Origin of the sequence: Amycolatopsis alba DSM 44262, from assembly GCF_000384215.1 — a bacterium.
Taxonomy (GTDB): domain Bacteria; phylum Actinomycetota; class Actinomycetes; order Mycobacteriales; family Pseudonocardiaceae; genus Amycolatopsis; species Amycolatopsis alba.
Genome location: NZ_KB913032.1, coordinates 3721457 through 3744451, shown reverse-complemented (window position 1 = coordinate 3744451; position 22995 = coordinate 3721457). Strand labels below are relative to the sequence as shown.

The window sequence follows — 22995 nt, the reverse complement described above, 5'->3', positions numbered from 1 at the left end:
GGTGCCTGCCGGGTCCGAGCGGTGGGTGCGTACCCTCGTAAGGTCTCCCGTATACAGCGGGGGCGTTTCGCGTGCCCACGTTGTCGTCGCTCGACGTGACGAGGCCACACGTTGGTAGGAGACACCAGAGACTGCCGTGCGTCAGCACGACACGCCAGGAACGGGTCGAACCGTTCCCGGCGGCCGAGAAACAGGAGAAGTTAGTCGTGAGCAAGGGTAAGCGCACCTTCCAGCCGAACAACCGCCGACGCGCCCGGGTCCACGGGTTCCGGCTGCGGATGCGGACCCGCGCCGGCCGGGCGATCCTGGCGGCTCGCCGTCGCAAGGGCCGCGGCGCGCTGTCCGCCTGATCCGGTCGCCGTCGAGGGACGTCGTGCTGCCGGCCGCCGCGAGGTTGCGGCGCAGTGAGGATTTCCGTGCCGTGATGCGGCGTGGGGCCAAGGCAGGCAGGCGCCGCCTCGTCGTCCATGCGTTGACCACGGACCCGCCCGATGCCGCCGAAGCGGCGCGGGCGGGTTTTGTGGTGAGCAAGGCCGTGGGGAACTCGGTGGTCCGCCACCGGGTCTCCCGCCGGTTGAGGCATCTCATTTCCGCCAGGATCGGAACACTGCCGCCGGGGAGCTCGTTGGTGATACGGGCACTACCTCCGGCCGCGGACGCGTCCAGCGCGGAACTCGGCTCGGACCTCGACGCGTCGTTGCGGCGCCTCGGGCTGTCCGGGCCTTCCGCCGTCACCGGGAAGCCCCGTCAGGCGCGACCCCCCGACAACGGATCAGCGGTGTAACGGCATGCGAGCCACCGAGAACGAGACCACCGAAGACGCCCGGCCCGGCCCGGTGGCATGGGTGCTGCTCCTGCCCGTCAAGCTGTACCGCAAGGCGATCTCCCCCTTCCTTCCTCCGGCGTGCCGGTTCTACCCGAGCTGTAGCGCGTACGCCGTCGAGGCACTGACCCGGCACGGCGCCGGCCGCGGCAGCTATCTCGCGGTCCGGCGTTTGCTGCGCTGTGGCCCGTGGACCATGCCCGGCCGCGACCCGGTACCCGAGACGTTCTCGTGGCGCCACCGCCGACCTGAAACACCGATCGAGGAGTAGCTCAGTGCTCGACTTCATCTACTACCCCGTGTCCTTCATCTTGTGGTGTTGGCACAAGGTCTTCGGGTTCGTGCTCGGCGAGTCGAACGCGGTCTCCTGGATCCTCGCGATCATCTTCTTGACGTTCACGGTCCGCGGCATCATGTTCAAGCCGTTCGTGAACCAGGTCCGGTCGATGAAGAAGATGCAGGACTTCGCGCCGGAGATGAAGAAGCTCCAGAAGAAGTACGCGAACGACCGGCAGCGCCAGGCGATGGAGATGCAGAAGCTCCAGAAGGAGCACGGCGTCAACCCGCTGGGCAGCTGCCTGCCGATGCTGCTGCAGATCCCGGTCTTCATCGGTCTGAACCACGTCCTGCGGATGTTCACGATCAACCCGTACGGCGGCCCGAAGACCGAGAACTACTTCTTCACCCAGGCCGGCGTCGATTCGTACGTCCACGCCAAGATCTTCGGCGTCACCCTCGGCGACGCGATCTACACCGGTGTCGGCGTGGTCAGCGGTGGCAACACGGTCGCCGGTTTCCACTGGGGCGTCGCCCCGGTCGCGATCCCGCTGATGATCGTCGCGAGCATCGCCACGCACCTGACCGCGCGTCACTCGGTCGCCCGCCAGAACCCCGAGTCGGCCACCCCGCAGACCGCGATGATGAACAAGCTGACGATGTACATCTTCCCGCTCGGTGTCCTCGTCTTCGGTGCGCTGTTCCCGGTCGGCCTCCTCTTCTACTGGCTCGCCAACAACGGCTGGACCCTGATGCAGCAGCGTCTCGTCTACACGCGGATCGACAAGGAAGAAGAGGCCCGCAAGGAAGCCGAGAAGGAGAAGCGCGCGAACCTCGGCCCGAAGCCGGGCCAGAAGCCGACCGCGCCGCGCCCCGGCCAGAAGCCGGTCCAGCAGAAGAAGAACAAGCCGTCCTCCGGTGGTCAGGTCAAGAAGGCGGGCTCGCCCCACGGCTTCGCCCAGACCGGTTCCGCCACCACGGAGAAGAAGGACGCCACGAACGCATCACCCGAGCCGACGACGAACGGCTCGAAGGAGAACGGCGCGGACACGCCCGGTCTCATCTCGGACTCGACTAAGAAATCGGGCCGGAAGCGTCGCTGACGCCGATCCGGGCCGGAGAGGAGACCAACAATGGCGGACACGATCGACACGATCGACGCCGAGGAGAACAGCGCGGCCGAGGTCGAAGGCGCCGCTGAAGAGACCAGCCGCAAGGGAGGTGTCGACGACGACGTCCTCGTGAAGGAGGGCGACATCGCCGGTGACTACCTCGAGCGGCTGCTCGATCTTTTGGACTACGACGGCGACATCGACCTCGATGTCGAAGCCGGCCGCGCGATCGTGAGCATCGACGGTGGCGAGGATCTGGAGAAGCTGGTCGGCCCGCGCGGCACCGTCCTCGAGGCGCTGCAGGAGCTGACCCGGCTGGCGGTCCAGCAGGAGACCGGTTCACGTAGCCGTCTGATGCTGGACATCGCGGGCTGGCGCGCGGACCGTCGCGAGGAGCTTCGCGAGCTCGGCCGCTCGACCGCGGAGACCGTGGTCTCCTCCGGCGAGCGCGTCCGGCTCCAGCCGATGAGCCCGTTCGAGCGGAAGGTCGTGCACGACGCGGTCGCCGCCGTCGACGGGGTCAAGAGCGAGAGCGAAGGAGAGGACCCGAAGCGCCGGGTCGTCATCTTCCCCGCCTGACGATTTTCTTCTCAGCGAAGCGGCCCGCCGGTCATCCGGCGGGCCGCTTCTTTGTTGCCAGGGTGAATTACACGCGTGGCGTTTCACGTGAAACGCGGTGCGACGAGTGGAGTTGTCCACAACTTCGGTCTGTCTCCCCGCTTTGCGGTCGACGTCATGGACAATCAGTCGGAGCGCGTTTCACGTGAAACGGCGTCGAGGTTGAGGAGCGAGAGTGGGCTTGGACGGGGTCGCCGCATCGGTACGGAGTGCGGCGTCGGAAGTATTCGGGGACCGCGTCGAGCAAGCCAGCGGCTATGTCGAACTCCTGGAACGCCACGGGGTCGAGCGCGGACTGATCGGGCCGCGTGAGGTCGACCGGCTCTGGGAGCGACACGTCCTGAACTCCGCCGTGATCGGCGAGCGGATCCCTGACGGCGCCCGCGTGGTCGACGTCGGGTCGGGTGCGGGGCTTCCGGGTGTACCGCTCGCGATCAGTCGGCCGGACCTCGATATCGTTCTGCTCGAACCGATGGCCCGCCGGATCGACTGGCTGACCGAGGTTGCCGAGAAGCTGGAACTCCCTATCACCGTTGTCCGCGGGCGCGCGGAGGAGCGGCAGGTACGTGAAGAGCTCGGTGGCGCGGATGTCGTCACCGCACGGGCGGTCGCTCCGTTGGCCCGGCTCGCGAACTGGTGTCTTCCCCTGGTGCGTCCCCAAGGTGCTCTGGTCGCCCTCAAAGGAGCGAGCGCCGGAGAAGAAATCGAGCGCGATCGCGTCGCTGTCCGGAAGGCCGGCGGTGGCGAGCCGGAGGTCTTCGAGTGCGGCACGAAGGTGCTCGAAGTCCCCAGCACGGTCGTCGTGATCCACCGTCTGCCTCCGAAATCGTCCCGACCGCGGGGCAGGCGCAGCTAGTCCAGTTCCACGTGAAACAACGCAGAACGACTCCAACGTCTAATACAGAGGAGGCTCGAGACCGGTGACTCCCCCACCGTCCGACCCTGCGAGCACCGGCCACGAACTCGGCTGGACGCCCATCGCCGAAGAAGCCGTCCGTGCCGCCAGCGTGCTGCACCCCAAAAAGGGCGCGCTCCCCCGCCCGACCCGTCGGCGCGTGCTGACGGTCGCCAATCAGAAGGGCGGCGTCGGCAAGACCACGAGTACGGTGAACCTCGCCGCCGCCCTGGCCGTCCACGGGCTGAAGACGCTCGTGATCGACCTCGACCCTCAGGGCAACGCGAGCACGGCGCTCGACATCGACCACCGGTCCGGCACGCCGTCGATCTACGAGGTGCTGATCGGTGAGGTGTCGCTCGCGGAGGCGGCGGCGCAGAGCGAGCAGTCGGAGAACCTCTACTGCGTTCCCGCGACCATCGACCTCGCCGGCGCCGAGATTGAACTCGTGTCCATGGCGTCCCGTGAGATGCGGCTCAAGGAGGCGCTCTCGTCCGAGATCCTCGACGAGATCGGCGTCGACTACGTCTTCATCGACTGCCCGCCGTCGCTCGGTCTGCTGACCGTCAACGCGATGGTCGCCGCGCAGGAGGTGCTGATCCCGATCCAGTGCGAGTACTACGCGCTCGAAGGTCTGGGGCAGCTGCTGAGCAACATCGAACTCGTCCAGGCGCACCTGAACCGCGAACTCAGCGTCTCCACGATTCTGCTCACCATGTACGACGGCCGGACCAAGCTGGCCGATCAGGTGACGAACGAGGTCCGGAATCACTTCGGGGACACTGTCCTCAAGACGGTGATTCCGCGCAGCGTGAAGGTCTCCGAAGCGCCCGGATACGGGCAGACGGTCCTCGCGTACGACCCCGGTTCTCGGGGCGCGATGAGCTACGTGGACGCGGCGAAGGAGATCGCCCAGCGCGGAGCGGAGATGAAGGAAAGGAGCGGTACGGCATGAGCGAGCGCAGAGGGGGGCTCGGGCGCGGGCTCGCCGCCCTGATCCCCACGGGCCCGCCACCGGGCTCCGCGGCACCGGCCGAGAACGGTGCGGCCGTGGCCCCCGCTTCCCCGGCCGGTCCGTCGGGACCGGAGGACAAGGGTTGGTTCGCGGCCAACGGCGCGGCCGGTGCACAGGGCGGTGCGGTCGCGGGCGCGGTCTACCGCGAGGTGCCGGTCAGCCAGATCAAGCCGAACCCGAAGCAGCCGCGGCACGTCTTCGACGAAGACGCGCTCAACGAGCTGGAGCACTCGATTCGCGAGTTCGGGCTCATGCAGCCCATCGTGGTCCGGGAGCTCGGCGCCGACGAGTACGAACTCGTCATGGGCGAGCGGCGGCTGCGCGCGTCTCAGCTGGCGGAGCTGGAGGCGATCCCGGCGATCGTCCGGCAGACCGCCGACGAGGCGATGCTGCGCGACGCGCTGCTCGAGAACATCCACCGCGTTCAGCTCAACCCGCTCGAAGAAGCGGCCGCGTATCAGCAGCTGCTCGACGAATTCGCGGTCACCCACGAGGAGCTGGCAAGCCGGATCGGGCGCAGCCGCCCGGTCATCACGAACACGATCCGCTTGCTCAAACTCCCCCTCGCGGTCCAGCGACGGGTCGCGGCCGGGGTGCTTTCGGCGGGCCACGCGCGGGCGCTGCTCTCTCTCGAAGACGCCGACAGTCAGGAAGAGCTGGCCGCGCGGATCGTCGCGGAAGGCATGTCGGTCCGCGCGACCGAGGAAGCCGTCACGCTCAAAAAGAGCGAAAAGCCGGCGAAGCCGAAGCCCGCTCCCCGCAAACCGATCCAGGCTCCTGGTCTGCAAGAACTGGCGAACCGGCTTTCGGACCGCTTCGACACTCGCGTGAAGGTCGACTTGGGTCGCCGCAAAGGGCGGATCACGCTCGAATTCGGCTCGGTGGACGATCTTGAACGCATCGTGGCACTGATGGACAAAAATCAGGCAAATCAGACACTCGAAACCGATTAGGGATCACACCGGGTCGTTTTGTCACGGTGACGATAGCTCAGTGCTGATGACGAAGTAACACTGAGTGCTTGAACTGGGGGCAAGTGTGAAGGGGCTTTTCGACGGCCGAAATCCGCGCGCGGTGGTCTTCGACTGCGACGGATTGCTCATGGACACCGAGCCGTGTTGGTCGGTGGCCGAGACCGAGTTGTTCTCGCGGCGGGGTCTGCCGTTCGGTCCGGACGAGAAGGCGTTGGTGATCGGCAAGTCGCTGCCGGCCGCCGCCGACGCGATGGCGGAGGCGTTCGGCGAACCGGGCGGCGGCGCCGAGATCGCGGACGAGTTGCTGAGGTTGGTGACCGAGGTCGTCACCGCGAAGGCGGAGGCGATGCCCGGCGCGCGTGAGTTGGTCGAACTGACTGCCGCCGCCGTTCCGGTCGCCGTCGCGAGCAACTCGCCCCGAGCCCTCCTGGAGGCCGCGCTCGCTCGCGGCGGACTCGCGGAAATGTTTCCCGTGAAACTGGCCGCCGATGAGGTGGCCGCGCCGAAGCCGGATCCGGAGATGTACCTGACCGCTTGTGCTCTCTTGTCCGTCGAGCCCGCCGACGCGCTGGCGTTCGAGGACTCGATGACCGGCCTCCGGTCGGCACGGGCGGCGGGGGTGCCTGTCATCGGGGTGCCCACGCTGAAGCATCAAGACTTCCCCGCCGATGTCGTGGTCGACTCCCTGCGCGATGAGGAGTTGCTGGCGTGGGTGCGCGGATGGTCTCAGCGATGACCTTCGTTCGCTTTCAGAGCCCGATCCGCAACGAGCGAGGAACCTTCACCGGGGTCTTCGGGCTCGTCAACAACCTCGCGCGGGCAGGTCGCCTCACCGTCGAACAAGAGGCGTTTCGCCGGGCCAGCAACGACTGGTACGACGCGAACTTCATCAACCCGGCGCACACGGATCCGAGCGTCTACGACGCCGAGGTGAATCCCGGAGCCGCGGCGTGGTTCAAGACGACCGCCCAGGTCTTCATCGAGCGGGTCGACGGCTACCTGGCGATTCTGAAGACCCTTGACGTCCCGTGCGAGACCGTCCGGTCGGCGAGCCCAGGGCGGGTCATCTACGAGGACGAATATCAGGTGGTCGTCGTCCGGGACTGAAGAACCTCAGCTCTTGCGGGAAATCGCCCGTCCGACGAGGTCGGCGAAGACCGAACCGAGGGTGGCGCCTGCGGCTTCCATCGCCACGGGCACGAGCGAGGTCTCGGTGAGTCCCGGCGACAGGTTGACCGCGAGGAAGTAGACCTTGCCGTCCTCGGCGACCACGGCGTCGGTGCGCGAGATGTCGCGCAGCCCGAGCTGCCGGTGCACGGCGACGGCCAGCTCGCTGACCGCCTTGGCGGCGTCGTCGCTGATCCGCGCGGGAGTGAAGAAGTCGGTCAGCCCGGCGGTGTAGCGGGCCTTGTAGTCGTACACGCCGCCCTCCGGCACGATCTCGACCGCGGGCAGGGCCTCGGGCCCGTTTTCGCCCTCGATGACCGTCACGGCCACCTCGACGCCCGATACGAACTTCTCGGCGAGAACGGTGTCGCCGTAAGCGAAGCAGCCGACCATCGCGCCCGGCATCTCCGAGGCTTCCTTGACCACCTGCGCGCCCAGCGCCGAACCGCCCTGGTCGGGCTTGAGGATCAGGGGCAGGCCCAGCGTCTCGACCATCGCGTCCAGCACGGCCTGCGCGCCGAGCTCGCGGAAAGTGCTGTGCGGCAGCACGACCCAGTCCGGCGTGGTGAAGCCCGCGTCTGCGACGAGCGCCTTGGCCGTCGGCTTGTCCCACGCGCGGCGGCAGCCCGCCGAACTGGTGCCGACGTAAGGCACGTCGAGCATCTCCAGCACCGTCTGCACCGCGCCGTTCTCCCCCTCGCCACCGTGCAAGGCGACGATGGCCGCGTCGGGACGCTGGGTGCGAAGACGTTCGAGCAGACCCGCGTCGGTGTCCCACTCCTCGACGATGAGACCTTCTGCCCGCAACGCGACCGAAAGCCGTCGCCCGGAGCGGAGTGAGACATCGCGTTCGTGGGAAAGTCCGCCTGCGAGTACGGCAACGGTGCGGTCGGCCACCGAGGACTCCTTCTTGCTTGGGGACGGTCGGTCAGACCGTGTCCGGAGAGGGGTTCTGTGGCCCCGAGATCGAGCGTGGGCTCACGTTACCGAAGGTACGCGCGAGGTCCATTTCGGACTCGAGCACGGCGGCGAGCCGCCGGACGCCTTCGCGGATCCGCTCCGGCGTCGGGTAACAGTAGGAGAGCCGCAACTGTCTGCTGCCAAAACCATCTGCGTAGAAGCCAGTTCCGGAGGCGTACGCGACCCTGGCCGTGACGGCCCTCGGCAGCATCGCCTTCGTGTCCACGCCTTCGGGGACGGTCATCCAGACGTAGAACCCGCCGTCGGGTTTGGTCCAGCTGCAGCCGGCGGGCATGTGCTGATCGAGCGCGGACAGGATCGCGTCCCGGCGCTCCCGGTAGTTCTCGCGGAAGGTCTTGATCTGACCCATCCAGTCGTGAGTCGCGAGGTATCGCGACACGATCAACTGGTTAAGCGTCGGCGGACAAAGGGTCGCGGACTCGGCCGCGAGGACCAGTTTCTCCCGGACGGCGTGCGGCGCGAGGACCCAGCCGACCCGCAGGCCGGAAGCGAAGGTCTTCGAGAAAGAGCCCAGGTACACGACGTTGTCGGGGTCGATCGAACGGAGCGCCGGGTACGTCTGCCCGCTGAAACCGAGCAGGCCGTACGGGTTGTCCTCGACGATGAGGATGTCGTTCTCCCGGCAGATCTCCACGATCTCCGCGCGCCGCTCGACGGCCAGCGTGACGCCGCCGGGATTGTGGAAGTTGGGGATCGTGTAGAGGAACTTGACCCGGCGGCCCGCTTTCCGCGTTTCCGCGAGCGCGGCACGCAGTCCTTCGGGGACCAGGCCGTGGTCGTCCATCGCGACGTGGACGACGTCCGCCTGGTACGCGGCGAACGAGCCGAGCGCGCCGACGTAAGACGGACCTTCGGCGATGATGACGTCGCCGGGGTCGCAGAACAGCCGGGTGACCATGTCGAGGCCCATCTGCGAGCCGACCGTCACGACGACGTCGTCCGGGTGGGCCTTGATGCCCTCGAGAGCCATGATTTCGCAGATCTGCTCGCGCAGCGCCGGGACGCCGTGCGCCGAGCCGTACTGGAGCGCGACCAGGCCTTCTTCGGCGATGAGCTCGCCGACCTGCGCGGACAACGTGTCCAACGGGAGCGCGGCGAGGTTCGGCATCCCGCCGGCGAGCGAGACCACCTCGGGACGACTGGCTACCGCGAACAATGCCCTGATCTCGGAAGCAGTCATTCCGGCCGTACGCGCGGCGTAGCGGTCGAGATGAGGGTCGAGGTTGTGACGGCCGGGCTCCGGCCGGACAGGGCGATTCTCGGTCATCAGGCGCTTCACCCGTGCTTCGAAGTGGACATAGTCGCTACCGACTGGTAGTTCCATCGAGTGTAACCACCCTCGCTTGAGGGGCCCTGGCCTTCCGGTGTTCATCACATCCGCCTATTCTCGGTCAGGACCCCTTCAGCGAGCCCTGCTCGGGACAGTGCTGCGTCGGGTGTCGTCGTTCAGGGAGGTCGTCGGTGTCGCGTCGCGTCGTGGGCGTAACCCTGGACAATCTCGAACATCTGCCCAAGAGCTGCCGTCGCTGCGTGTACTGGGAGCTGGCGCCGCATCTGAAGGCGCAGGCCGAGGAATACGGCGCGACAGAGGTCGAGAAGGAAGCCTGGGTCTCCAGCGTCCTGCTGGAATGGGGCTCCTGCGGCCGGATCGTGTACAGCGACACCTTGCCTGTCGGCTTCGTGCTCTACGCGCCGCCGAACGCCGTGCCGCGCTCGCTGGCCTTCCCGACTTCGCCGCCCGGTCCGGACGCGGTGCTGCTGACCGCCTTCCAGGTCCTCCCCGAGTTCCAGGGTGGCGGGCTCGGCCGGATGCTGGTGCAGGCCGTCGCGAAGGATCTGACCAAACGCGGGGTCCGCGCGATCGAGGCCTTCGGGGACGCCAAGCCCGACGAGACCGATCCGGACGGCGGGCACAGCTGCGTGCTGCCCGCCGCGTTCCTGCAGAGCGTCGGGTTCAAGACCGTGCGGCCGCATCCGCGGTGGCCGCGGCTGCGACTGGAACTGCGGTCGGCGATCTCGTGGAAGGAAGACGTGGAGGCGGCCCTCGAACGGCTGCTCGGCCAGGTCTCCATCACCACCGCCGAGCCGAGCCTCGGCCGCGCCTGACCCACCTTTCATCGCGCCTGGGTGAGGCGCTTTAGCAGACTTTTCAGGCGCGCGCAGAGGCCATCCCCCGCTTGGGGACAGCTGTGGGTAACCCGCCGAGTTATCCACAGATCGCTGATAGGAGCGGTGGAAAATCTGTGGATGGGTAGGCTGGACCTGGGGACGCCCCCCTGGGAAGGGCGGGGGCTGCGCGCCGGGTGATCTAGGGGTGGCGTGGTTTGGCGAGGGGGCACACAACCGGTTGTGCCGAGGGGTTCGGCAGGGGGATGTGCGCCCGCGTGCGGGTGTGGAGGACTGGCTACTCCGCTTTGGCGAGTTCGTGGGCCAGGACGTCCGCGAAGGTGAACGTGCCGGTCGGCTGGTCGCCTTCGCCGAGGAGGTACAGGCGCTTCACGGCGACCAGGATGCCTTCGGCGACGATGTCGCGGAAGGCCGGGTCGGCCAGTTTGGCGCTGTCTTCCGGGTTGGTCAGGTAGCCGATCTCGATCCGCACCGCGGGGCAGCGGGTGCGGGTGAAGATCTCCCAGGTCTTGTAGTGCGTGCGGCAGTCGAGCATGCCGGTGCGGGCGGCCAGCTCACGCTGGATGAAGCCCGCCAGCAGTTCGCCGACGGTCGACGTGGTGCCGTTGCCGGTGCCGAAGTGGAAGCTCGCGACACCCTGCGCCTTCGGCGAGGGGTTCTTGTCGTTGTGCAGCGACAGGAACAGGTCGGCGCCCGCCTCGTTCGCGAACTTGGCGCGTTCACCCTCGCTCGGGCTCTGGTTCGGGCCGCGCGAGATCAGCGCCTCCATGCCCGTGGCCTGCATCCGGCCTTCCAACCGCCGCGCCAGATCCCAGGCGAGGTCCGCTTCACGCAGGTCACCCGCGACGACGCCGAGGTCCTCGCCGCCGTGGCCGGGGTCGATCACGATGCGCTTGCCGCGCAGCCGGGGACCCGCCTGGCGCACCTGCTCCTGCTCGCGCAGGAAAACCGGGCGGCCGCCGCGGGTACGCGGCGACGACAGCCGGTGCAGCTCGCGGATCGTGGCCGGACCGCACATACCGTCGGCGACCAGGCGCATGTCGCGCTGGAAGGTCTTGAGCGCCCGTTCGGTCTGGGCGCCGAAGTGCCCGTCCGGGCGGCCTGCGTCGAAACCGAGCTCGGTCAGCCGCTCCTGGAGCGCGAAGACGTCGTCACCCTGCATGGGCGCGGAGAACATGTAGGTCAGCGGGCGGCTGCCCAGGTGGAAGCCCGCACCGCGAAGCGCCTGGTAGGTCGCCGGACCCACCAGACCGTCAGTGATGAGCCCACGGCCCTGCTGGAACGCGCGCACGGCATGTTCCATCGCCGTGTCGAAGACCTCGTACTCCCCGGATTCGGTCACCGGCGGGAGCAGCTCCATCGCCGCCAGCGTGGACCTGATCTCGGCGACGTCCGGTCCGGCGTCACCGCGGCGGAGTACCCGCATGCACTCCTCGCTCTTCCTTTTGGGCACCGAATCGAGCTCGATGCACGACTTGAAAAACCTGCGGGGCGAACCCCGGTGCTCTATTGTGCCCTGTGAACTCTCGGTGAGCGCGGAGGCCCGGTCGGTGCGTCAAGTCCCCGTTCGTGGAACCCGTCCAGGCGTTGCCGTAACAGTGAGCTGTACCCGTTCCGCCGAACGACGAAACCCGGAGCCTGGGCAGGCTCCGGGTTTCGGCAGGTGAAACGCGAGATCAGAGGACGTCGGCGAGATCCGACAGCAGCGCGGCCTTGGGCTTGGCGCCGACGATCTGCTTCACCGGCTTGCCGCCCTGGAACAGGATCAGCGTCGGGATCGACATCACCTGGTAGTCACGCGCAGTGTTCGGGTTCGCGTCGATGTCGAGCTTCGCGACGGTCAGCTTCTCGCCGTTCTCCGCCGCGATCTCCTCGAGCACCGGGGCGACCATCTTGCACGGACCGCACCAGGTCGCCCAGAAGTCGACCAGCACGGGCTTGTCGCTCGTGAGCACGTCGTCGACGAACGTCTTGTCGGTCACCGTCACGGTGTTGTTGGCCATGGTGTCTCCTTCTGGGTGGTGAACTCCGGTGCGGGAAAGATCAGTTGGCGGTGGCGCCGTAGCCGCCGCCGACCAGCTCAGGGGTCCCCTGGGCGGTCTCGACGCCGGCGTGCTCCGCCAACCATCGTTCCGCGTCGATCGCCGCGGCGCAGCCCGAGCCCGCGGCGGTGATCGCCTGCCGGTACGTGCGGTCGACCAGGTCGCCTGCCGCGAAAACACCGGGAAGGTTCGTGTACGAGGTCCGGCCCTTGGTGAGCACGTAGCCGTCCTCGTCGAGGTCGACCTGACCGCGCACGAGTTCGCTGCGCGGGTCGTGACCGATCGCGACGAAGAACCCGGTCACGTCCAGCTGCGATTCCTCGCCGGTCACCGTGTCCTTGAGCTTCAGGCCCTCGACCTTGCCCTCGCCCGCGACGCCCGTGACCTGCTTGTTTAGCGCCCACTTGATCTTCTCGTTCTCGCGGGCGCGCTCCAGCATGATCCTGGAAGCGCGGAACTCCTCGCGACGGTGGACGATCGTGACGGACTTGGCGAACTTCGTCAGGAAGGTCGCCTCCTCCATCGCGGAGTCACCGCCACCGGCGACCACGATGTCGTGGTCGCGGAAGAAGAAACCGTCGCAGGTGGCACAGGCCGAAACACCGCGGCCGAGCAGTTCCTGCTCGCCGGGCACGTTCAGATAGCGGGCCGCGGCGCCCATCGAGAGCACGACCGCGCGGGCCGCGTAGCGCTTGCCGTTCGCGACGACGTACTTGACGTCACCGATCAGCTCGACGGACTCGACGTCCTCCTGGCGCAGATCCGCGCCGAAACGCTTGGCCTGCTCGCGCATCTCTTCCATGAGGTCGGGACCCTGGATGCCTTCGCGGAAGCCGGGGAAGTTCTCGACCTCCGTCGTCGTCATCAGCGCACCGCCGAACTGAGTGCCCTCGAACACCAGTGGTTCGAGCTGCGCTCGTGCCGCGTAGACAGCGGCGGTGTATCCCGCAGGACCCGATCCCACAATGATCAGGTTCCTGATCTCCTCGGCAGCCACCCGTGACCTCCGCTCGTAGTGACCTGTTCACCAGGCTCAACACGATCGTAAGGGCCGGTGTTCCCGTGGTGACCGGCGCTACTTCTCCTGCCTTGCGACGGCGATAGCAAAGGTCCCCTGCTCCCCATCTCGGGAGCAGGGGACCTTTGCTACCGCTGCTATCGCCGTCTACCGCCTACTTCTGGCCGATGATCTTGTCGAAGAGGATCGACGGTTTGCCAGGGCCGCAGTCGGCCCCGAAGGCGACGATGCGGAACTGGGCGAGCTTGCCTGTGGTGTAGATCACCATCACGCCGTCCTTGCCCGCGACGTTCACCGGCCGGATGCCCTCCGGCCGCACGTCGGGGTCCAGGCCGGCGGCCTCGACACAGGCGTCGAGCTTCTCTTCGGTCTTCAGTGAGCCGAAGTCGCGTACGCCGATCGCCTTGCCGACGAGAGCTTCGGCGCCGTGGCCGTCTCCGCCGACCGAAGGGCCGGTGGGGGCGGGCGGGGGCTGCGCGACGCCGCCCGGTGTCGACTGCTGGGTGGTGGGTACGACGATCGCGACGGCGGCGATGGCCGCCGCGGCCACGGTCGCTATCCCCGCGCCCCAGCCGATCCGCTTGTTCCGCCGCCGTCGTGCGGCCGCGAGGTCCACCACCGGGGCGACCTGCGCCTGCTGCCCTTCAGGTGCGCCTTGAAAGGCAGGCGACGTCCGCATCTCCGCGGCCAGCGCCGCGTCGATCCGGGCCGCGTACTCCGCCGGCATCGGTGCGACCGGCTCGTTCGCGAGTCCCGCGAGATCGGCCGTGGTCGACCTCAGTGCTTCGATGATCGCCAGTGCTTCGGGGTCGGCGTTCACCAGCGGCCACAGTTCGGCCGCCTCTCGCTCGTCCAGCACGCCTGCGTGCAGGTCGGCGAGCACGTCGACAGACCACGGCGGACCGACGGTCCCGCCGATCCCCCTGCTCTCGTCTGTCATCTTCCCTCCCCGTCACCCGGCGTGCCCTGAGGACGCCTGGCACCCCGTTCCGGGGTAGCGCGCTCTCGTTTGCTTTCGTGAGTTGGGACGTTCGCAATCGCATCGGGGTTCCGTAGATGTCCGAGAACCTTCGCGAGCTTTCCGCGGCCTCGAGCACACCTGCTCTTGACCGTGCCCTCGGCGATACCGAGCATTTTCGCCGTCTCGGCGACGGAGTATCCCTCGACGTCGACCAACACGATCGGGGCACGTTGCTCTTCGGGAAGCTGATCGAGGGCTTCCTTGACGACGAGACTCGTCTCGCGCTCGGACATCGAGTCGCGCGGCGAGGCGGGCTCGTTGAACTGCCCGGTCTCGGGCAGCGGAACGGTCGGTCTGGCCTTGCCCCGCCGGATGCGGTCGAGGCACGCGTTCACGACGATGCGGTGCAACCACGTCGTGACCTGCGATTCGGCTCGAAAATTGCCCGCTGCTCGGAACGCGGAGATGAACGCGTCCTGTAGGGCGTCCGCGGCTTCTTCCGGATCCCGCACGGTGCGCAGGGCCACCGCCCACATGCGGTCTCGATGTCGCTGGACCAGTTCACTGAACGCGTGCGGGTCACCGGCGGCATGCGCCGCTATGAGATCCGCGTCCGTTGGAGCTGCAGCTGTCACCCGTGAGAGCCTACTGACCCCTTGATTTACGTCACCCCGCAGGCAGGAAGGTCAGCTCCTTGAGTTCGGTGACGAACTTGCCATCGCCATCTTCACCCAGCTGAGTGATCCAGATGATGAAGTACTGACCCTGCTGCGGCTGCTGCAACGCGATGGTCGATTCACCCGCCGCGAGGTCCCCGCCGCCGACGACCTTCGTCTCGTCGAGCTTCGGGTTCTTCTTGTCGGCGGAGCGGATCTCGACCTTCGAGCCGGCGCTTCCCGCGTCGATCTTGATCTGGCTGAGATTGATCGGGTCCTTGAAGGTCGCGATCAGCCCGACACCGTTCTTCAGGACCGGGAACTGCTCGTCGTACTCGTCGGTCTTCCACGCGGTGCCGGCGTCGCCGTCGGTCGTGTTTCTGGCTTTGCCGGGGCTGTCGCCCTTGCTGCCGGGGTTGAACACGGCGACGGCGGACGGCTTCACCGCGGCACCCACGGTGGGCGCCGGCGGCTGCTGACTGGGCGGCGGCTGCTGGCCTGGTGGCGGCGGAGCCACCGAAGCCGACGACGCGGCGACGTTCATGTTCGGGCCGCTGGACTTCGATTCGCCCTGGAACAGGTTGATCAGCATCATCCCGCCCCAGGCGAGGATGACCACGGTCGCGACGACCAGCACGGTCACGCCGAACGCCAGCTTCTTGCGCCGCGCGACGTCCTTGACCGGTTTCTTCGTCGTCCAGACCGTGCCGTCCGGTTCGGCCACGGCTTCTTCCTCGCCGACGGCCTTGATCAGCTGGGTGCGCTCCTCGGCTTCGGCGGCCTGGTCCAGCACGCGCAGGATGGCCGCGCTGGTGCGGATACCGCCGTGGCCGCCGTCCTCGATGGTGCGGACGGCGAGCGAAGAGAGCTCGACCGGCACCGTCGGGACCAGTGAACGCGGCGGGATGACCCGTCCGGTCGGCGCGTGCGGCGCCGCCGGGATCGCGGCCGGGCCGCCGGGCAGGGCCCAGCGGCCGGTCAGCAGCAGGTACAGGACCGCGCCGAGCGCCTTGACGTCGTCGCGAAGGGTCGCTTCGGGCAAGGGGCCGGGGAAGGCGAGCTTCAGCGCGCCGTCCGGGGTGAGCCGCAGGCGCTGCGGATGGTCGAGGCCGAGGACGAGACCGTTCTGATGGGCGTGGTCGACGGCTTCCGCCAGCGCCTGCACCATCCTGGCCGCCGCGGCGGGCGCCACCGGGCGCTGCGCCACCAGGTCGACCAGGTCGCTGCCCTTGGTCCATTCGGCGACGACGACACCGAGCAGACCTTCGCTCGAGGTGACGCCGCTGCCGAGGCTCAGCACGTCGAGGACGCGCGCGACCCCGCCGTGGCCGAACTTCGAGGCGTGCGCGGCACGCTCCAGCGTCCGGCGCGCGAGCCTCGCGGCCTCCGCGTCCGCCGGGTCGCCGACCAGCAGCGTCAGCGCCACGTCCCGCTTCAGCTGCCCGTCGCGGGCGCGCCAAAGATGCGCCGCCGCCCGTTCGTCCACCCCGAACTGTGCGAGCAGGCGATACCGGCCGTCACCGACGACCCGGCCAGGGGCCAGCGACCCGCCTTGGGCACGAACGCCCACCTGGCTCGCCTCCCCTGCCTGTTCGCTCCGTCTCGTATCCACCGCACTCTCCCGCGTAGCTCCCGCCCCGAGGGTACCCAGAATACGACCCGTGAACGCGCGCCATCCGTGCGTGAATCGTTATCGCCGCTTGATCAACCGGGTGATCCTCGCCGTGGCGGGCTTCAATTCCTCGACCTTCAGGGCCATGAGCACGCCGAACGACACCACGATCCCGACGATCGTCTGCAGCAGAAGTTTCACCCAGGCATGGAAAGTAGGCCCGAACGAGTCGGGAACGATCTGCCCGGCGAGCCACGCCGCGCCGACCCCGAGCACACTCGCGACGACCGTGAAGAGGATCACTCCGAGAACCCGCTTGCTCCGGAGGTTGCCGAGGGTCACCCACAGCCAGACCTGGCCGAGGATCGCGCCGACGACGAACGTGAGGCCGTTGACCATCATCACGCCGAGCACGATGTTGTTCGGCGACAGCAGCGCGGGGCACAGGTACAGCAGCGGCACCTTGACCACGGTCATCACGATCATGATCAGCACCGGTGTCCGCGCGTCCTTCATCGCGTAGAACACCCGCATCTGCAGCATGACCAGCGCGTACGGCAGCAGCGCGAACGCGGAGATGGCCAGTGCCTCGCCCAGCCGCGTCGCGTCCTCGATCTTGCCCTTGCCCAAGGTGAACAGGGCGATACCGACCGAACCGCCCACAACGGTCATCACCGCGGAGATCGGCAGGAGCGTCACCGTCGAGATCCGGGAGGCGTAGGAGAGGTCGCCGATCAGCTTCTTGTGGTCCCCGTCCGCGGCCGCGCGGCTCATCCTCGGCATGATCGCGGTCAGCAGCGACACACCGATGACGCCGTACGGCAGCTGGAACAGCAGCCACGCGTTGCTGTACGCGGTCACGCCGCCTTCCGAACCGCTGGTCAGGACGCGGGTCGTGATCGTGTAGCCGACCTGGCTGACCGCGACGTAGCCGACGGTCCACAGCGCGAGCCCGCCGAACTCCTTCATGCGCTTGTCGATGCCCCAGCGCCACTTGGGCTTGAAGCCCGACCGCAGCAGCGGCGGGATCAGCAGGATCGACTGCGCCACGATGCCCGCTGTCACGCCGAGGCCCAGCGTCAGCACCTTCGGGTCGGTGATCGACACCGGATTGGTCGAGATGTCGCCCGGCATGATCCACACCACGAGGATCGTGAAGATGACGACCAGGTTGTTGATCACCGGCGCCCAGGCCGTCGGGCCGAAGATGTGCTTCGCGTTCAGGATCGCCGAGAGCAGCGCGAACACGCCGTAGAAGAAGATCTGCGGCAGCAGCAGGTACGCGAACGCGGTGACCAGGTCGGGGTTCGCCTGCCCCTTGTCGTCGACGTAGAGCTTGGTGATCAGCGGCGCGGCGAAAACCGCGATCGCCGTCCCGATGACGAGCAGCGTGCCCGCCACCGTGACCAGCCGCTGGGTGTAGGCCTCGCCGCCGTCCTTGTCGTCCTGTGACCGCACGAGCAGCGGGACCACGAGGCTGGACAGCACGCCGCCCATCAGCAGTTCGAAGATGATGTTCGGCATCGTGTTGGCGACGTTGAACGAGTCGTTCTCGACCTTGGCGCCGATGGCCGCGACGAGCAGCAGCTTCCACGCGAAACCGGTGATGCGGCTGATCAGCGAGGCGATCGCCATCCGGCCGCTGGACTTCGCGATGGACGGCGCCTGCGCCGGGGCGGCGACGTCTTGTTCGCCGGTCTCCCCCGGCCGCGGCATGACCAGCGGCGCGTCCTTGATCGCAGGCATGACCTGCGTGGCGAGCTGGTCGTACGGGCGGAGGACGTCGGGGTCGGCGACCGGCCAGCGCGATCCCATCGGGACGCCGGGGGTGCGCGGGATGAACCGCGTCGCGTCGGGTTCGTCGCGCCGGTCGACCTGCCACGGGCGGACCGGCGGCGGCTGACGGCGCCCGCGATGCGGCGGGGGCGGCGTCTGGTTGAGCGCCTGCGGCGCCGTCGGACGGCGTGGCGGCGCGTTCGGCGGCGGATTCTGGGACGGCTGCGGCAGCTGCTGCCCCGGCGACGGCGGAACCTGCTGGCGCCGGGTCGGCGGAGGCGGCGTCTGGGCCTGCCGGGTCGGCGGCGGGTTCTGTGGGTTCTGGGGTGGCCTCAGCCGCCGTGTCTCGTCGTCGGGGCGGCCCGCCGCTCGCTGGCGGCGACCGTCCACCGGCTGCTGAGGCGGCGGTGGCGCCGCACGCCGCGGGCGCTCACCGCGTTCGGGCGGGAGCTGCTGCGGTGGCGGCTGACGGCGTTCAGCGCGTTCAGGGCGTCCTGAACGTTCCGGACGGCGTGCCGGGCCATCGGTGCGACGGGGCGGTGGCGGAGTACCTTCGCGCCGGGGACGGCCTGCACGCTCGGGCGGTACACCCGGCTCTCTTTCCAACGTGCGCCCAATCCTCGGTGCTCGACTACGTGATGCCCGGCGGCATCGTTCGACCCAGGGTAATCGGCAACGCCCGGAAACACTTAAACCTGTGCGTCCTCGGTCACACGTGGGGTGCTTTCGTTCGTCCGATCGGCCCGCGAGTCCTTGATCCTCCGGTAGATCCGGCGGGACGAGAGCAGCAGCAACGCGCCCGCCGCGGTGACGGTGATGATGATGGTGATCGCGCCGTATTCCGTGGAGGTCAGCTCGAACCGCGCGGCGGAGCCGAGCGGGGTCCCGTCGGGCGTGGTCAGCGCCACGTCGACGCTGAACCGGCCCGCCCGCAGCGCCTCGACCGGGAGCAGCCGGTTGCGGGCGCTGTTGGCCGGGACCATCTGCGCCTGCAGCTGGGTTTCGTCGGTCGGTCGTAGGCCGACGTTGTTCTTCAGGGCGACCTGGACGGAGACGCCGACCGGCAGGCTGTTGGTGATGAACACCGGCAGCGGCGAAGCGCCGGAAGCCAGCGCGATCGTCTGCTTCGGCCGCTCCACGGTCACCTGGCTGCGGATCGCGTCGAGATCACCGCGGGCGTTCCCGGTGGCGACGTTCGCGTCCGCGCCGCGCCAGGTGGTCGAAGCCGCCCGGATGAGGGCGAGCCGGACCGGGGCGATCACGTCGGCCGGATTCACTCGTTTGGTGGAGTCCATCGTCATCGCCGACGACAGGCCCAGCGTCTCGTTGTCGATCTGGGACATCTTCGCGGTGACGTCGCCGCTGGTCGCGGCCGTCAGATCCTGCGGGTTGTAGTTGACCGACGCCGTCCCGGACGGGCCTTCGCCGAGCAGATCGGAAAGCGATGTCGACTTGACGAGACCGGCGGCGTAGAAGTCGCCCATCCGCTCCAGGAACGTGGTGAGTTCGGGGCCCGTCGCGGTCCAGTGCCGCGGTGGCGCGATCAGCAGCCGCGAGCGCTCCTGACCTTCGGGCTGCCCGCCGAGGCCCGCCCGGAAGGCGATCGCGCCGAGCCCGTTCTGGGTGCCTCCCGAGCCGTTCAGCGCGGACGAGATCAGCGTGTCGATCGGCTGCGCGCGGAGACCCGTTCCTTCGATCGTGACCCCGCTCGAAAGCGGCGAATCGGACTGGAGCCTGCCCGAATCGGTCAGCACGGTCTTGACGCCCGCCTTGCTGATCGCTTCGGCGGTCTGCGAGTCGAGGACGCCACCGGGCCAGAGCACCCCGTCCTGCGGCTGGATGCCGAGCAGGTTCTTGATCGTCGCCGCGCCGCCGATCGCGCTCGACAGGAGCGCGGTGTCGGTGGCGTCACCTGCGCGGACCTTCGTCAGCGCGGTGAGGTCGGCGTCGGCGAACGGGAGGGTGACCACGCACCGGCCCGCGACCAGCGCCTTCAGCTGGCCGAGCCAGTTCTTCGCGGTGTCGACACCCTTGCCGGGGGCGGGTCCGCCGCCGGTGACGACCTGGTAGCCGCGGGACATCCCGTCCACGGTTGCGACCAGGTCGGGGTCGATGGCCAGGCACAACGACGACGAGACCTTCGTGTCGGCCTCGGCCGCGCGCGCCGCCGCGACCAGTGAGTCCAGCCGCCCGCCGGGGGACAGCTCGTCCGCCAGCCGCTCGTCGGACAGGGTCAGCGGGCCGCCGAGCGGGGACGAGACGACGTGCACGGTGCTGTTCGCGATCGGCCACAGCAGGCTCGCCGACGGCGGCGCCGACGGCCGTGTCGCGGGGGTCTTGCCTGGCAGGCCGAGCACCGGCATCAGCAGGCTGACCGCCGCGAGCCGTTCCGGGCCGCCGAACTCCGGGGTGCCGTTGACGTTGACCAGCAGCGGGTACACGCCGGGCTTCGAGAACTGAAGCTTCGAAGACTGGCCGAGCGGGACGACCAGGTTCAACGCCGCGCTCTGCCCGGCTTCCAGCGCGTCCGGCGCGAGGTCGACGAACTCGGTCGCCGACTGGTCCTTGAACTTGCCGCCGGCGAGGACGTCGCCGATCTGCTGCTCGTTCTGCAGCCGGGTGCCCTGCTGCAGCCGGAGGCTCAGCTTCCTGATCGGCCGGTCGCCGATGTTGGTGACCCGGCCGGTGACGGTGAGCGTGGTCGAGGTCGTGGTGATCACGCGGGGGTTCAGCAGGTCGAGGTCCACGCGCAGCCGGGGCTGCTCCTGCGCCTGCGCGACCGCGCCGAACAACGCGGGGAGGGCGAGGAACAGGATCGACAGGACAGTGGCGGCAAGCCGCTTCACTCAGGTGCTCCCTCGGCGGTGTGCTGTTGCTGCGCGAAGAGTTCTTTGGCCTTCCGGACCAGCTTGCGCTCGTCGGAGTAGGCGAGGGTGGTCTCCAGATCGGCCAGCGGTACCCAGGCGACCTCGGTCACCTCGACATCTTCGTCCGAAAGCTCGCCGCCGGTGGATTCCAGGATGAAATGGTGCACCGTCTTGTGCACCCGTCGCCGTTCGGCCACGAACCAGTAGTCGATGGTGCCGAGGGGCTGCAGGACCTGCGCGGAGATGCCGGTCTCTTCCTTCACCTCGCGCATCGCGGTCTGCTCCACCGTCTCACCGTCCTCGATGTGGCCCTTCGGCAGCGACCACAGCAGTCTGCCGTGCCGGTCGAGCCGCCCGATCAGCGCGGCGTGCGCCCGTTCCGGGTCGACGACGAGACCACCGGCCGAGGTTTCGTCGACGGTGGTCAGCCGCCTTCCCCGCCTGCGCCTCCGCCGGCGGCCCGGCTTCGAAGCGCCGGAGCGGCCGGCTGATCCAGACATGCTGCGATGCTAGAGCAAACGGCGGTACGGGTACGCTGGCTCACCGTGCCCGTGTTGGGCCGGGTCGTAGTAAGTACATCCAAATCGTGGTGGGATTGTCGTGAACAAGGTGGTCGCCGGGCAGGCGATTGCGGGGAAGAGCACTGCGATGCAGAACGCTGTGACGGAGCTGATGCGCATCTCCCCGCTCGCGGACGAGCTCGCGAAGCTCTTCGCGAAGGCGGGATACCGGCTGTACCTGGTCGGCGGCAGCGTCCGGGACATGATGCTCGACAGGCTGTCGAGCGACCTCGACTTCACCACCGACGCCCGGCCGGACCAGGTGCTCAAGATCGTCAGCGCCTGGGGCGACGCGGTGTGGGACGTCGGCATCGCGTTCGGCACGGTCGGCGTGACGAAGCAGGGCATGACCCTGGAGATCACCACGTTCCGCGCCGACAGCTACGACCGCGTCGGCCGCAACCCCGAGGTCACCTTCGGCGACAGCATCGAAGGCGATCTGCTCCGCCGCGACTTCACCGTCAACGCGATGGCCATCGACCTCGCGAACCAGACTTTCGTCGACCCGTACGACGGGCTCCAGGCGCTGCAGGACCAGGTGCTCGACACGCCCGCGACCCCGCAGGAGTCCTTCGCCGACGACCCGCTGCGCATGCTGCGGGCCGCGCGGTTCTCCGCGCAGCTCGGGTTCACCGCCGCGCCGCGGGTGATCGACGCGATGACGTCGATGGCCGAGGAGATCGACCGGATCACCGCCGAGCGCGTCCAGGCCGAGCTGTCGAAGCTGCTGCTGGCTGCCGACCCCCGGCCCGGTATCGAGCTGCTGGTCGACACCCGCCTCGCCGACCGGGTGCTGCCCGAGGTGCCCGGCATGCGGCTGGCGATCGACGAGCACCACCAGCACAAGGACGTCTACCAGCACTCGCTGACCGTGCTCGCGCAGGCGATCGACCTGGAGTCCTCGCACGAACCGACCTCCGAGCCGGATCTGATCCTGCGGCTCGCGGCGCTGCTGCACGACGTCGGCAAGCCCGCGACGCGCGAGTTCCAGTCCGGTGGCGGGGTGAGCTTCCACCACCACGAGGTGGTCGGCGCGAAGATGGCACGCAAGCGTTTGCGTGCCCTGAAGTTCTCGAAGGAGATCGTCCAGGACGTCAGCCAGCTCGTGTTCCTGCACCTGCGGTTCCACGGGTACGGCAAGGGCGAATGGACGGATTCGGCGGTGCGGCGTTACGTCACCGACGCCGGTGACCTGCTGCCCCGGCTGCACAAACTGGTGCGCGCCGACTGCACCACGCGCAACCGCAAGAAGGCGGCCGCGCTGCAGGCGACCTACGACGACCTCGAGCGGCGGATCGAGACGATCCAGGCGCAGGAGGACCTCGACCGGGTGCGGCCAGACCTCAACGGCGAGGAGATCATGCGGATCCTCGGGCTCAAGCCGGGGCCGGACGTCGGCAAGGCGTGGAAGTACCTCAAGGAGCTGCGGCTCGACCGCGGTCCGCTGGAGCACGACGACGCGGTGGCCGAGTTGAAGAAGTGGGCCGCCGAGAACGGCATCGGCGGCTAGCGTTC

General features: G+C 68.4%; 24 protein-coding genes. 12 read left to right on the top strand and 12 right to left on the bottom strand.

The genetic code is table 11. The annotated features are described in order from the left end of the window. Positions 1 to 206 precede the first annotated feature (206 nt). From rpmH to AMYAL_RS0117700, 10 genes are all read left to right on the top strand, one after another. Positions 207 to 350, top strand: coding sequence for a 50S ribosomal protein L34 (rpmH, locus tag AMYAL_RS0117745; RefSeq protein WP_005154511.1), 144 nt, complete (start codon positions 207 to 209; stop codon positions 348 to 350). Between the two features lie 23 nt (positions 351 to 373). Further along, positions 374 to 784, top strand: a complete 411-nt coding sequence (rnpA, locus tag AMYAL_RS0117740) for a ribonuclease P protein component (protein WP_020632651.1) — start codon at positions 374 to 376, stop codon at positions 782 to 784. A gap of 4 nt (positions 785 to 788) precedes the next feature. Continuing rightward, positions 789 to 1094 carry a membrane protein insertion efficiency factor YidD gene (yidD, locus tag AMYAL_RS0117735; RefSeq protein WP_020632650.1) on the top strand — a complete coding sequence of 102 codons (306 nt, stop codon included), beginning with the start codon at positions 789 to 791 and terminating at the stop codon, positions 1092 to 1094. A 4-nt stretch (positions 1095 to 1098) separates the two neighbouring features. Beyond that, a complete protein-coding gene (gene yidC, locus AMYAL_RS0117730) occupies positions 1099 to 2202 on the top strand; it encodes a membrane protein insertase YidC (protein ID WP_020632649.1) in 1104 nt (367 codons plus the stop codon). A 30-nt stretch (positions 2203 to 2232) separates the two neighbouring features. Beyond that, positions 2233 to 2790, top strand: a complete 558-nt coding sequence (locus AMYAL_RS0117725; RefSeq protein ID WP_020632648.1) for a Jag family protein — start codon at positions 2233 to 2235, stop codon at positions 2788 to 2790. Positions 2791 to 3004: 214 nt separating this feature from the next. Further along, entirely contained in the window at positions 3005 to 3685 is a 681-nt protein-coding gene (rsmG, locus tag AMYAL_RS0117720) for a 16S rRNA (guanine(527)-N(7))-methyltransferase RsmG (protein ID WP_020632647.1), read from the top strand. A 64-nt stretch (positions 3686 to 3749) separates the two neighbouring features. Next, complete coding sequence (locus tag AMYAL_RS0117715; protein WP_020632646.1) at positions 3750 to 4679, top strand: ParA family protein; 930 nt, start codon at positions 3750 to 3752, stop codon at positions 4677 to 4679. Then, a complete protein-coding gene (locus AMYAL_RS0117710; RefSeq protein ID WP_020632645.1) occupies positions 4676 to 5692 on the top strand; it encodes a ParB/RepB/Spo0J family partition protein in 1017 nt (338 codons plus the stop codon). Before AMYAL_RS0117715 ends, AMYAL_RS0117710 begins: the two co-directional genes overlap by 4 nt. 64 nt (positions 5693 to 5756) lie before the next feature. After that, positions 5757 to 6449, top strand: coding sequence for an HAD family hydrolase (locus tag AMYAL_RS0117705; RefSeq protein WP_342364861.1), 693 nt, complete (start codon positions 5757 to 5759; stop codon positions 6447 to 6449). After that, entirely contained in the window at positions 6446 to 6820 is a 375-nt protein-coding gene (locus AMYAL_RS0117700; RefSeq protein WP_020632643.1) for a hypothetical protein, read from the top strand. The genes AMYAL_RS0117705 and AMYAL_RS0117700 overlap by 4 nt, the downstream gene beginning before the upstream one ends. Before the next feature lie 6 nt (positions 6821 to 6826). Here the strand turns inward: AMYAL_RS0117700 and AMYAL_RS0117695 are convergent, their stop codons facing one another. Continuing rightward, complete coding sequence (locus AMYAL_RS0117695) at positions 6827 to 7777, bottom strand: D-alanine--D-alanine ligase family protein (RefSeq protein WP_020632642.1); 951 nt, start codon at positions 7775 to 7777, stop codon at positions 6827 to 6829. A gap of 31 nt (positions 7778 to 7808) precedes the next feature. Next, on the bottom strand, positions 7809 to 9128 hold the full coding sequence (locus tag AMYAL_RS0117690) for an aminotransferase-like domain-containing protein (RefSeq protein ID WP_026467185.1): 1320 nt from the start codon (positions 9126 to 9128) through the stop codon (positions 7809 to 7811). Between the two features lie 194 nt (positions 9129 to 9322). Between AMYAL_RS0117690 and AMYAL_RS0117685 the strand changes: the two genes are divergently transcribed. Beyond that, positions 9323 to 9967, top strand: coding sequence for a GNAT family N-acetyltransferase (locus tag AMYAL_RS0117685; RefSeq protein WP_026467184.1), 645 nt, complete (start codon positions 9323 to 9325; stop codon positions 9965 to 9967). Between the two features lie 298 nt (positions 9968 to 10265). Here the strand turns inward: AMYAL_RS0117685 and AMYAL_RS0117680 are convergent, their stop codons facing one another. The 10 genes from AMYAL_RS0117680 to AMYAL_RS0117635 all read right to left on the bottom strand — a co-directional run bounded on the left by AMYAL_RS0117680 (position 10266) and on the right by AMYAL_RS0117635 (position 21420). After that, entirely contained in the window at positions 10266 to 11414 is a 1149-nt protein-coding gene (locus tag AMYAL_RS0117680; RefSeq protein ID WP_020632639.1) for an N-acetylmuramoyl-L-alanine amidase, read from the bottom strand. 250 nt (positions 11415 to 11664) lie between these two features. Next, complete coding sequence (gene trxA / locus AMYAL_RS0117675; RefSeq protein ID WP_020632638.1) at positions 11665 to 11991, bottom strand: thioredoxin; 327 nt, start codon at positions 11989 to 11991, stop codon at positions 11665 to 11667. A 40-nt stretch (positions 11992 to 12031) separates the two neighbouring features. After that, positions 12032 to 13027, bottom strand: coding sequence for a thioredoxin-disulfide reductase (gene trxB / locus AMYAL_RS0117670; protein ID WP_020632637.1), 996 nt, complete (start codon positions 13025 to 13027; stop codon positions 12032 to 12034). A gap of 175 nt (positions 13028 to 13202) precedes the next feature. After that, a complete protein-coding gene (locus tag AMYAL_RS0117665) occupies positions 13203 to 13988 on the bottom strand; it encodes a hypothetical protein (RefSeq protein WP_020632636.1) in 786 nt (261 codons plus the stop codon). Beyond that, positions 13985 to 14644 carry an RNA polymerase sigma factor SigM gene (gene sigM, locus AMYAL_RS0117660; RefSeq protein WP_026467183.1) on the bottom strand — a complete coding sequence of 220 codons (660 nt, stop codon included), beginning with the start codon at positions 14642 to 14644 and terminating at the stop codon, positions 13985 to 13987. Before sigM ends, AMYAL_RS0117665 begins: the two co-directional genes overlap by 4 nt. Before the next feature lie 31 nt (positions 14645 to 14675). After that, positions 14676 to 16235, bottom strand: a complete 1560-nt coding sequence (locus AMYAL_RS0117655; protein ID WP_020632635.1) for a protein kinase family protein — start codon at positions 16233 to 16235, stop codon at positions 14676 to 14678. A 120-nt stretch (positions 16236 to 16355) separates the two neighbouring features. After that, positions 16356 to 18443, bottom strand: coding sequence for a murein biosynthesis integral membrane protein MurJ (gene murJ, locus AMYAL_RS0117650; protein WP_020632634.1), 2088 nt, complete (start codon positions 18441 to 18443; stop codon positions 16356 to 16358). Then, complete coding sequence (locus tag AMYAL_RS0117645) at positions 18386 to 18643, bottom strand: hypothetical protein (protein WP_020632633.1); 258 nt, start codon at positions 18641 to 18643, stop codon at positions 18386 to 18388. The genes murJ and AMYAL_RS0117645 overlap by 58 nt, the downstream gene beginning before the upstream one ends. 99 nt (positions 18644 to 18742) lie before the next feature. Beyond that, on the bottom strand, positions 18743 to 20899 hold the full coding sequence (locus AMYAL_RS0117640) for a DUF6049 family protein (RefSeq protein WP_020632632.1): 2157 nt from the start codon (positions 20897 to 20899) through the stop codon (positions 18743 to 18745). Continuing rightward, a complete protein-coding gene (locus AMYAL_RS0117635; protein ID WP_020632631.1) occupies positions 20896 to 21420 on the bottom strand; it encodes an NUDIX hydrolase in 525 nt (174 codons plus the stop codon). The genes AMYAL_RS0117640 and AMYAL_RS0117635 overlap by 4 nt, the downstream gene beginning before the upstream one ends. 148 nt (positions 21421 to 21568) lie before the next feature. Here AMYAL_RS0117635 and AMYAL_RS0117630 point away from each other — a divergent pair, with 148 nt between their 5' ends. Continuing rightward, positions 21569 to 22990, top strand: coding sequence for a CCA tRNA nucleotidyltransferase (locus AMYAL_RS0117630; RefSeq protein ID WP_020632630.1), 1422 nt, complete (start codon positions 21569 to 21571; stop codon positions 22988 to 22990). The last annotated feature ends 5 nt before the right edge of the window (positions 22991 to 22995 follow it).

Excerpts from the sequence above, each read along its gene's own strand:
- yidD (WP_020632650.1), top strand. The coding sequence starts at position 789 with ATGCGAGCCACCGAGAACGAGACCACCGAAGACGCCCGGCCCGGCCCG.
- AMYAL_RS0117725 (WP_020632648.1), top strand. The coding sequence starts at position 2,233 with ATGGCGGACACGATCGACACGATCGACGCCGAGGAGAACAGCGCGGCC.
- AMYAL_RS0117710 (WP_020632645.1), top strand. The coding sequence starts at position 4,676 with ATGAGCGAGCGCAGAGGGGGGCTCGGGCGCGGGCTCGCCGCCCTGATC.
- AMYAL_RS0117700 (WP_020632643.1), top strand. The coding sequence starts at position 6,446 with ATGACCTTCGTTCGCTTTCAGAGCCCGATCCGCAACGAGCGAGGAACC.
- AMYAL_RS0117690 (WP_026467185.1), bottom strand. The coding sequence starts at position 9,128 with ATGACCGAGAATCGCCCTGTCCGGCCGGAGCCCGGCCGTCACAACCTC.
- AMYAL_RS0117680 (WP_020632639.1), bottom strand. The coding sequence starts at position 11,414 with ATGCGGGTACTCCGCCGCGGTGACGCCGGACCGGACGTCGCCGAGATC.
- trxA (WP_020632638.1), bottom strand. The coding sequence starts at position 11,991 with ATGGCCAACAACACCGTGACGGTGACCGACAAGACGTTCGTCGACGAC.
- AMYAL_RS0117665 (WP_020632636.1), bottom strand. The coding sequence starts at position 13,988 with ATGACAGACGAGAGCAGGGGGATCGGCGGGACCGTCGGTCCGCCGTGG.
- AMYAL_RS0117635 (WP_020632631.1), bottom strand. The coding sequence starts at position 21,420 with ATGTCTGGATCAGCCGGCCGCTCCGGCGCTTCGAAGCCGGGCCGCCGG.
- AMYAL_RS0117630 (WP_020632630.1), top strand. The coding sequence starts at position 21,569 with ATGCAGAACGCTGTGACGGAGCTGATGCGCATCTCCCCGCTCGCGGAC.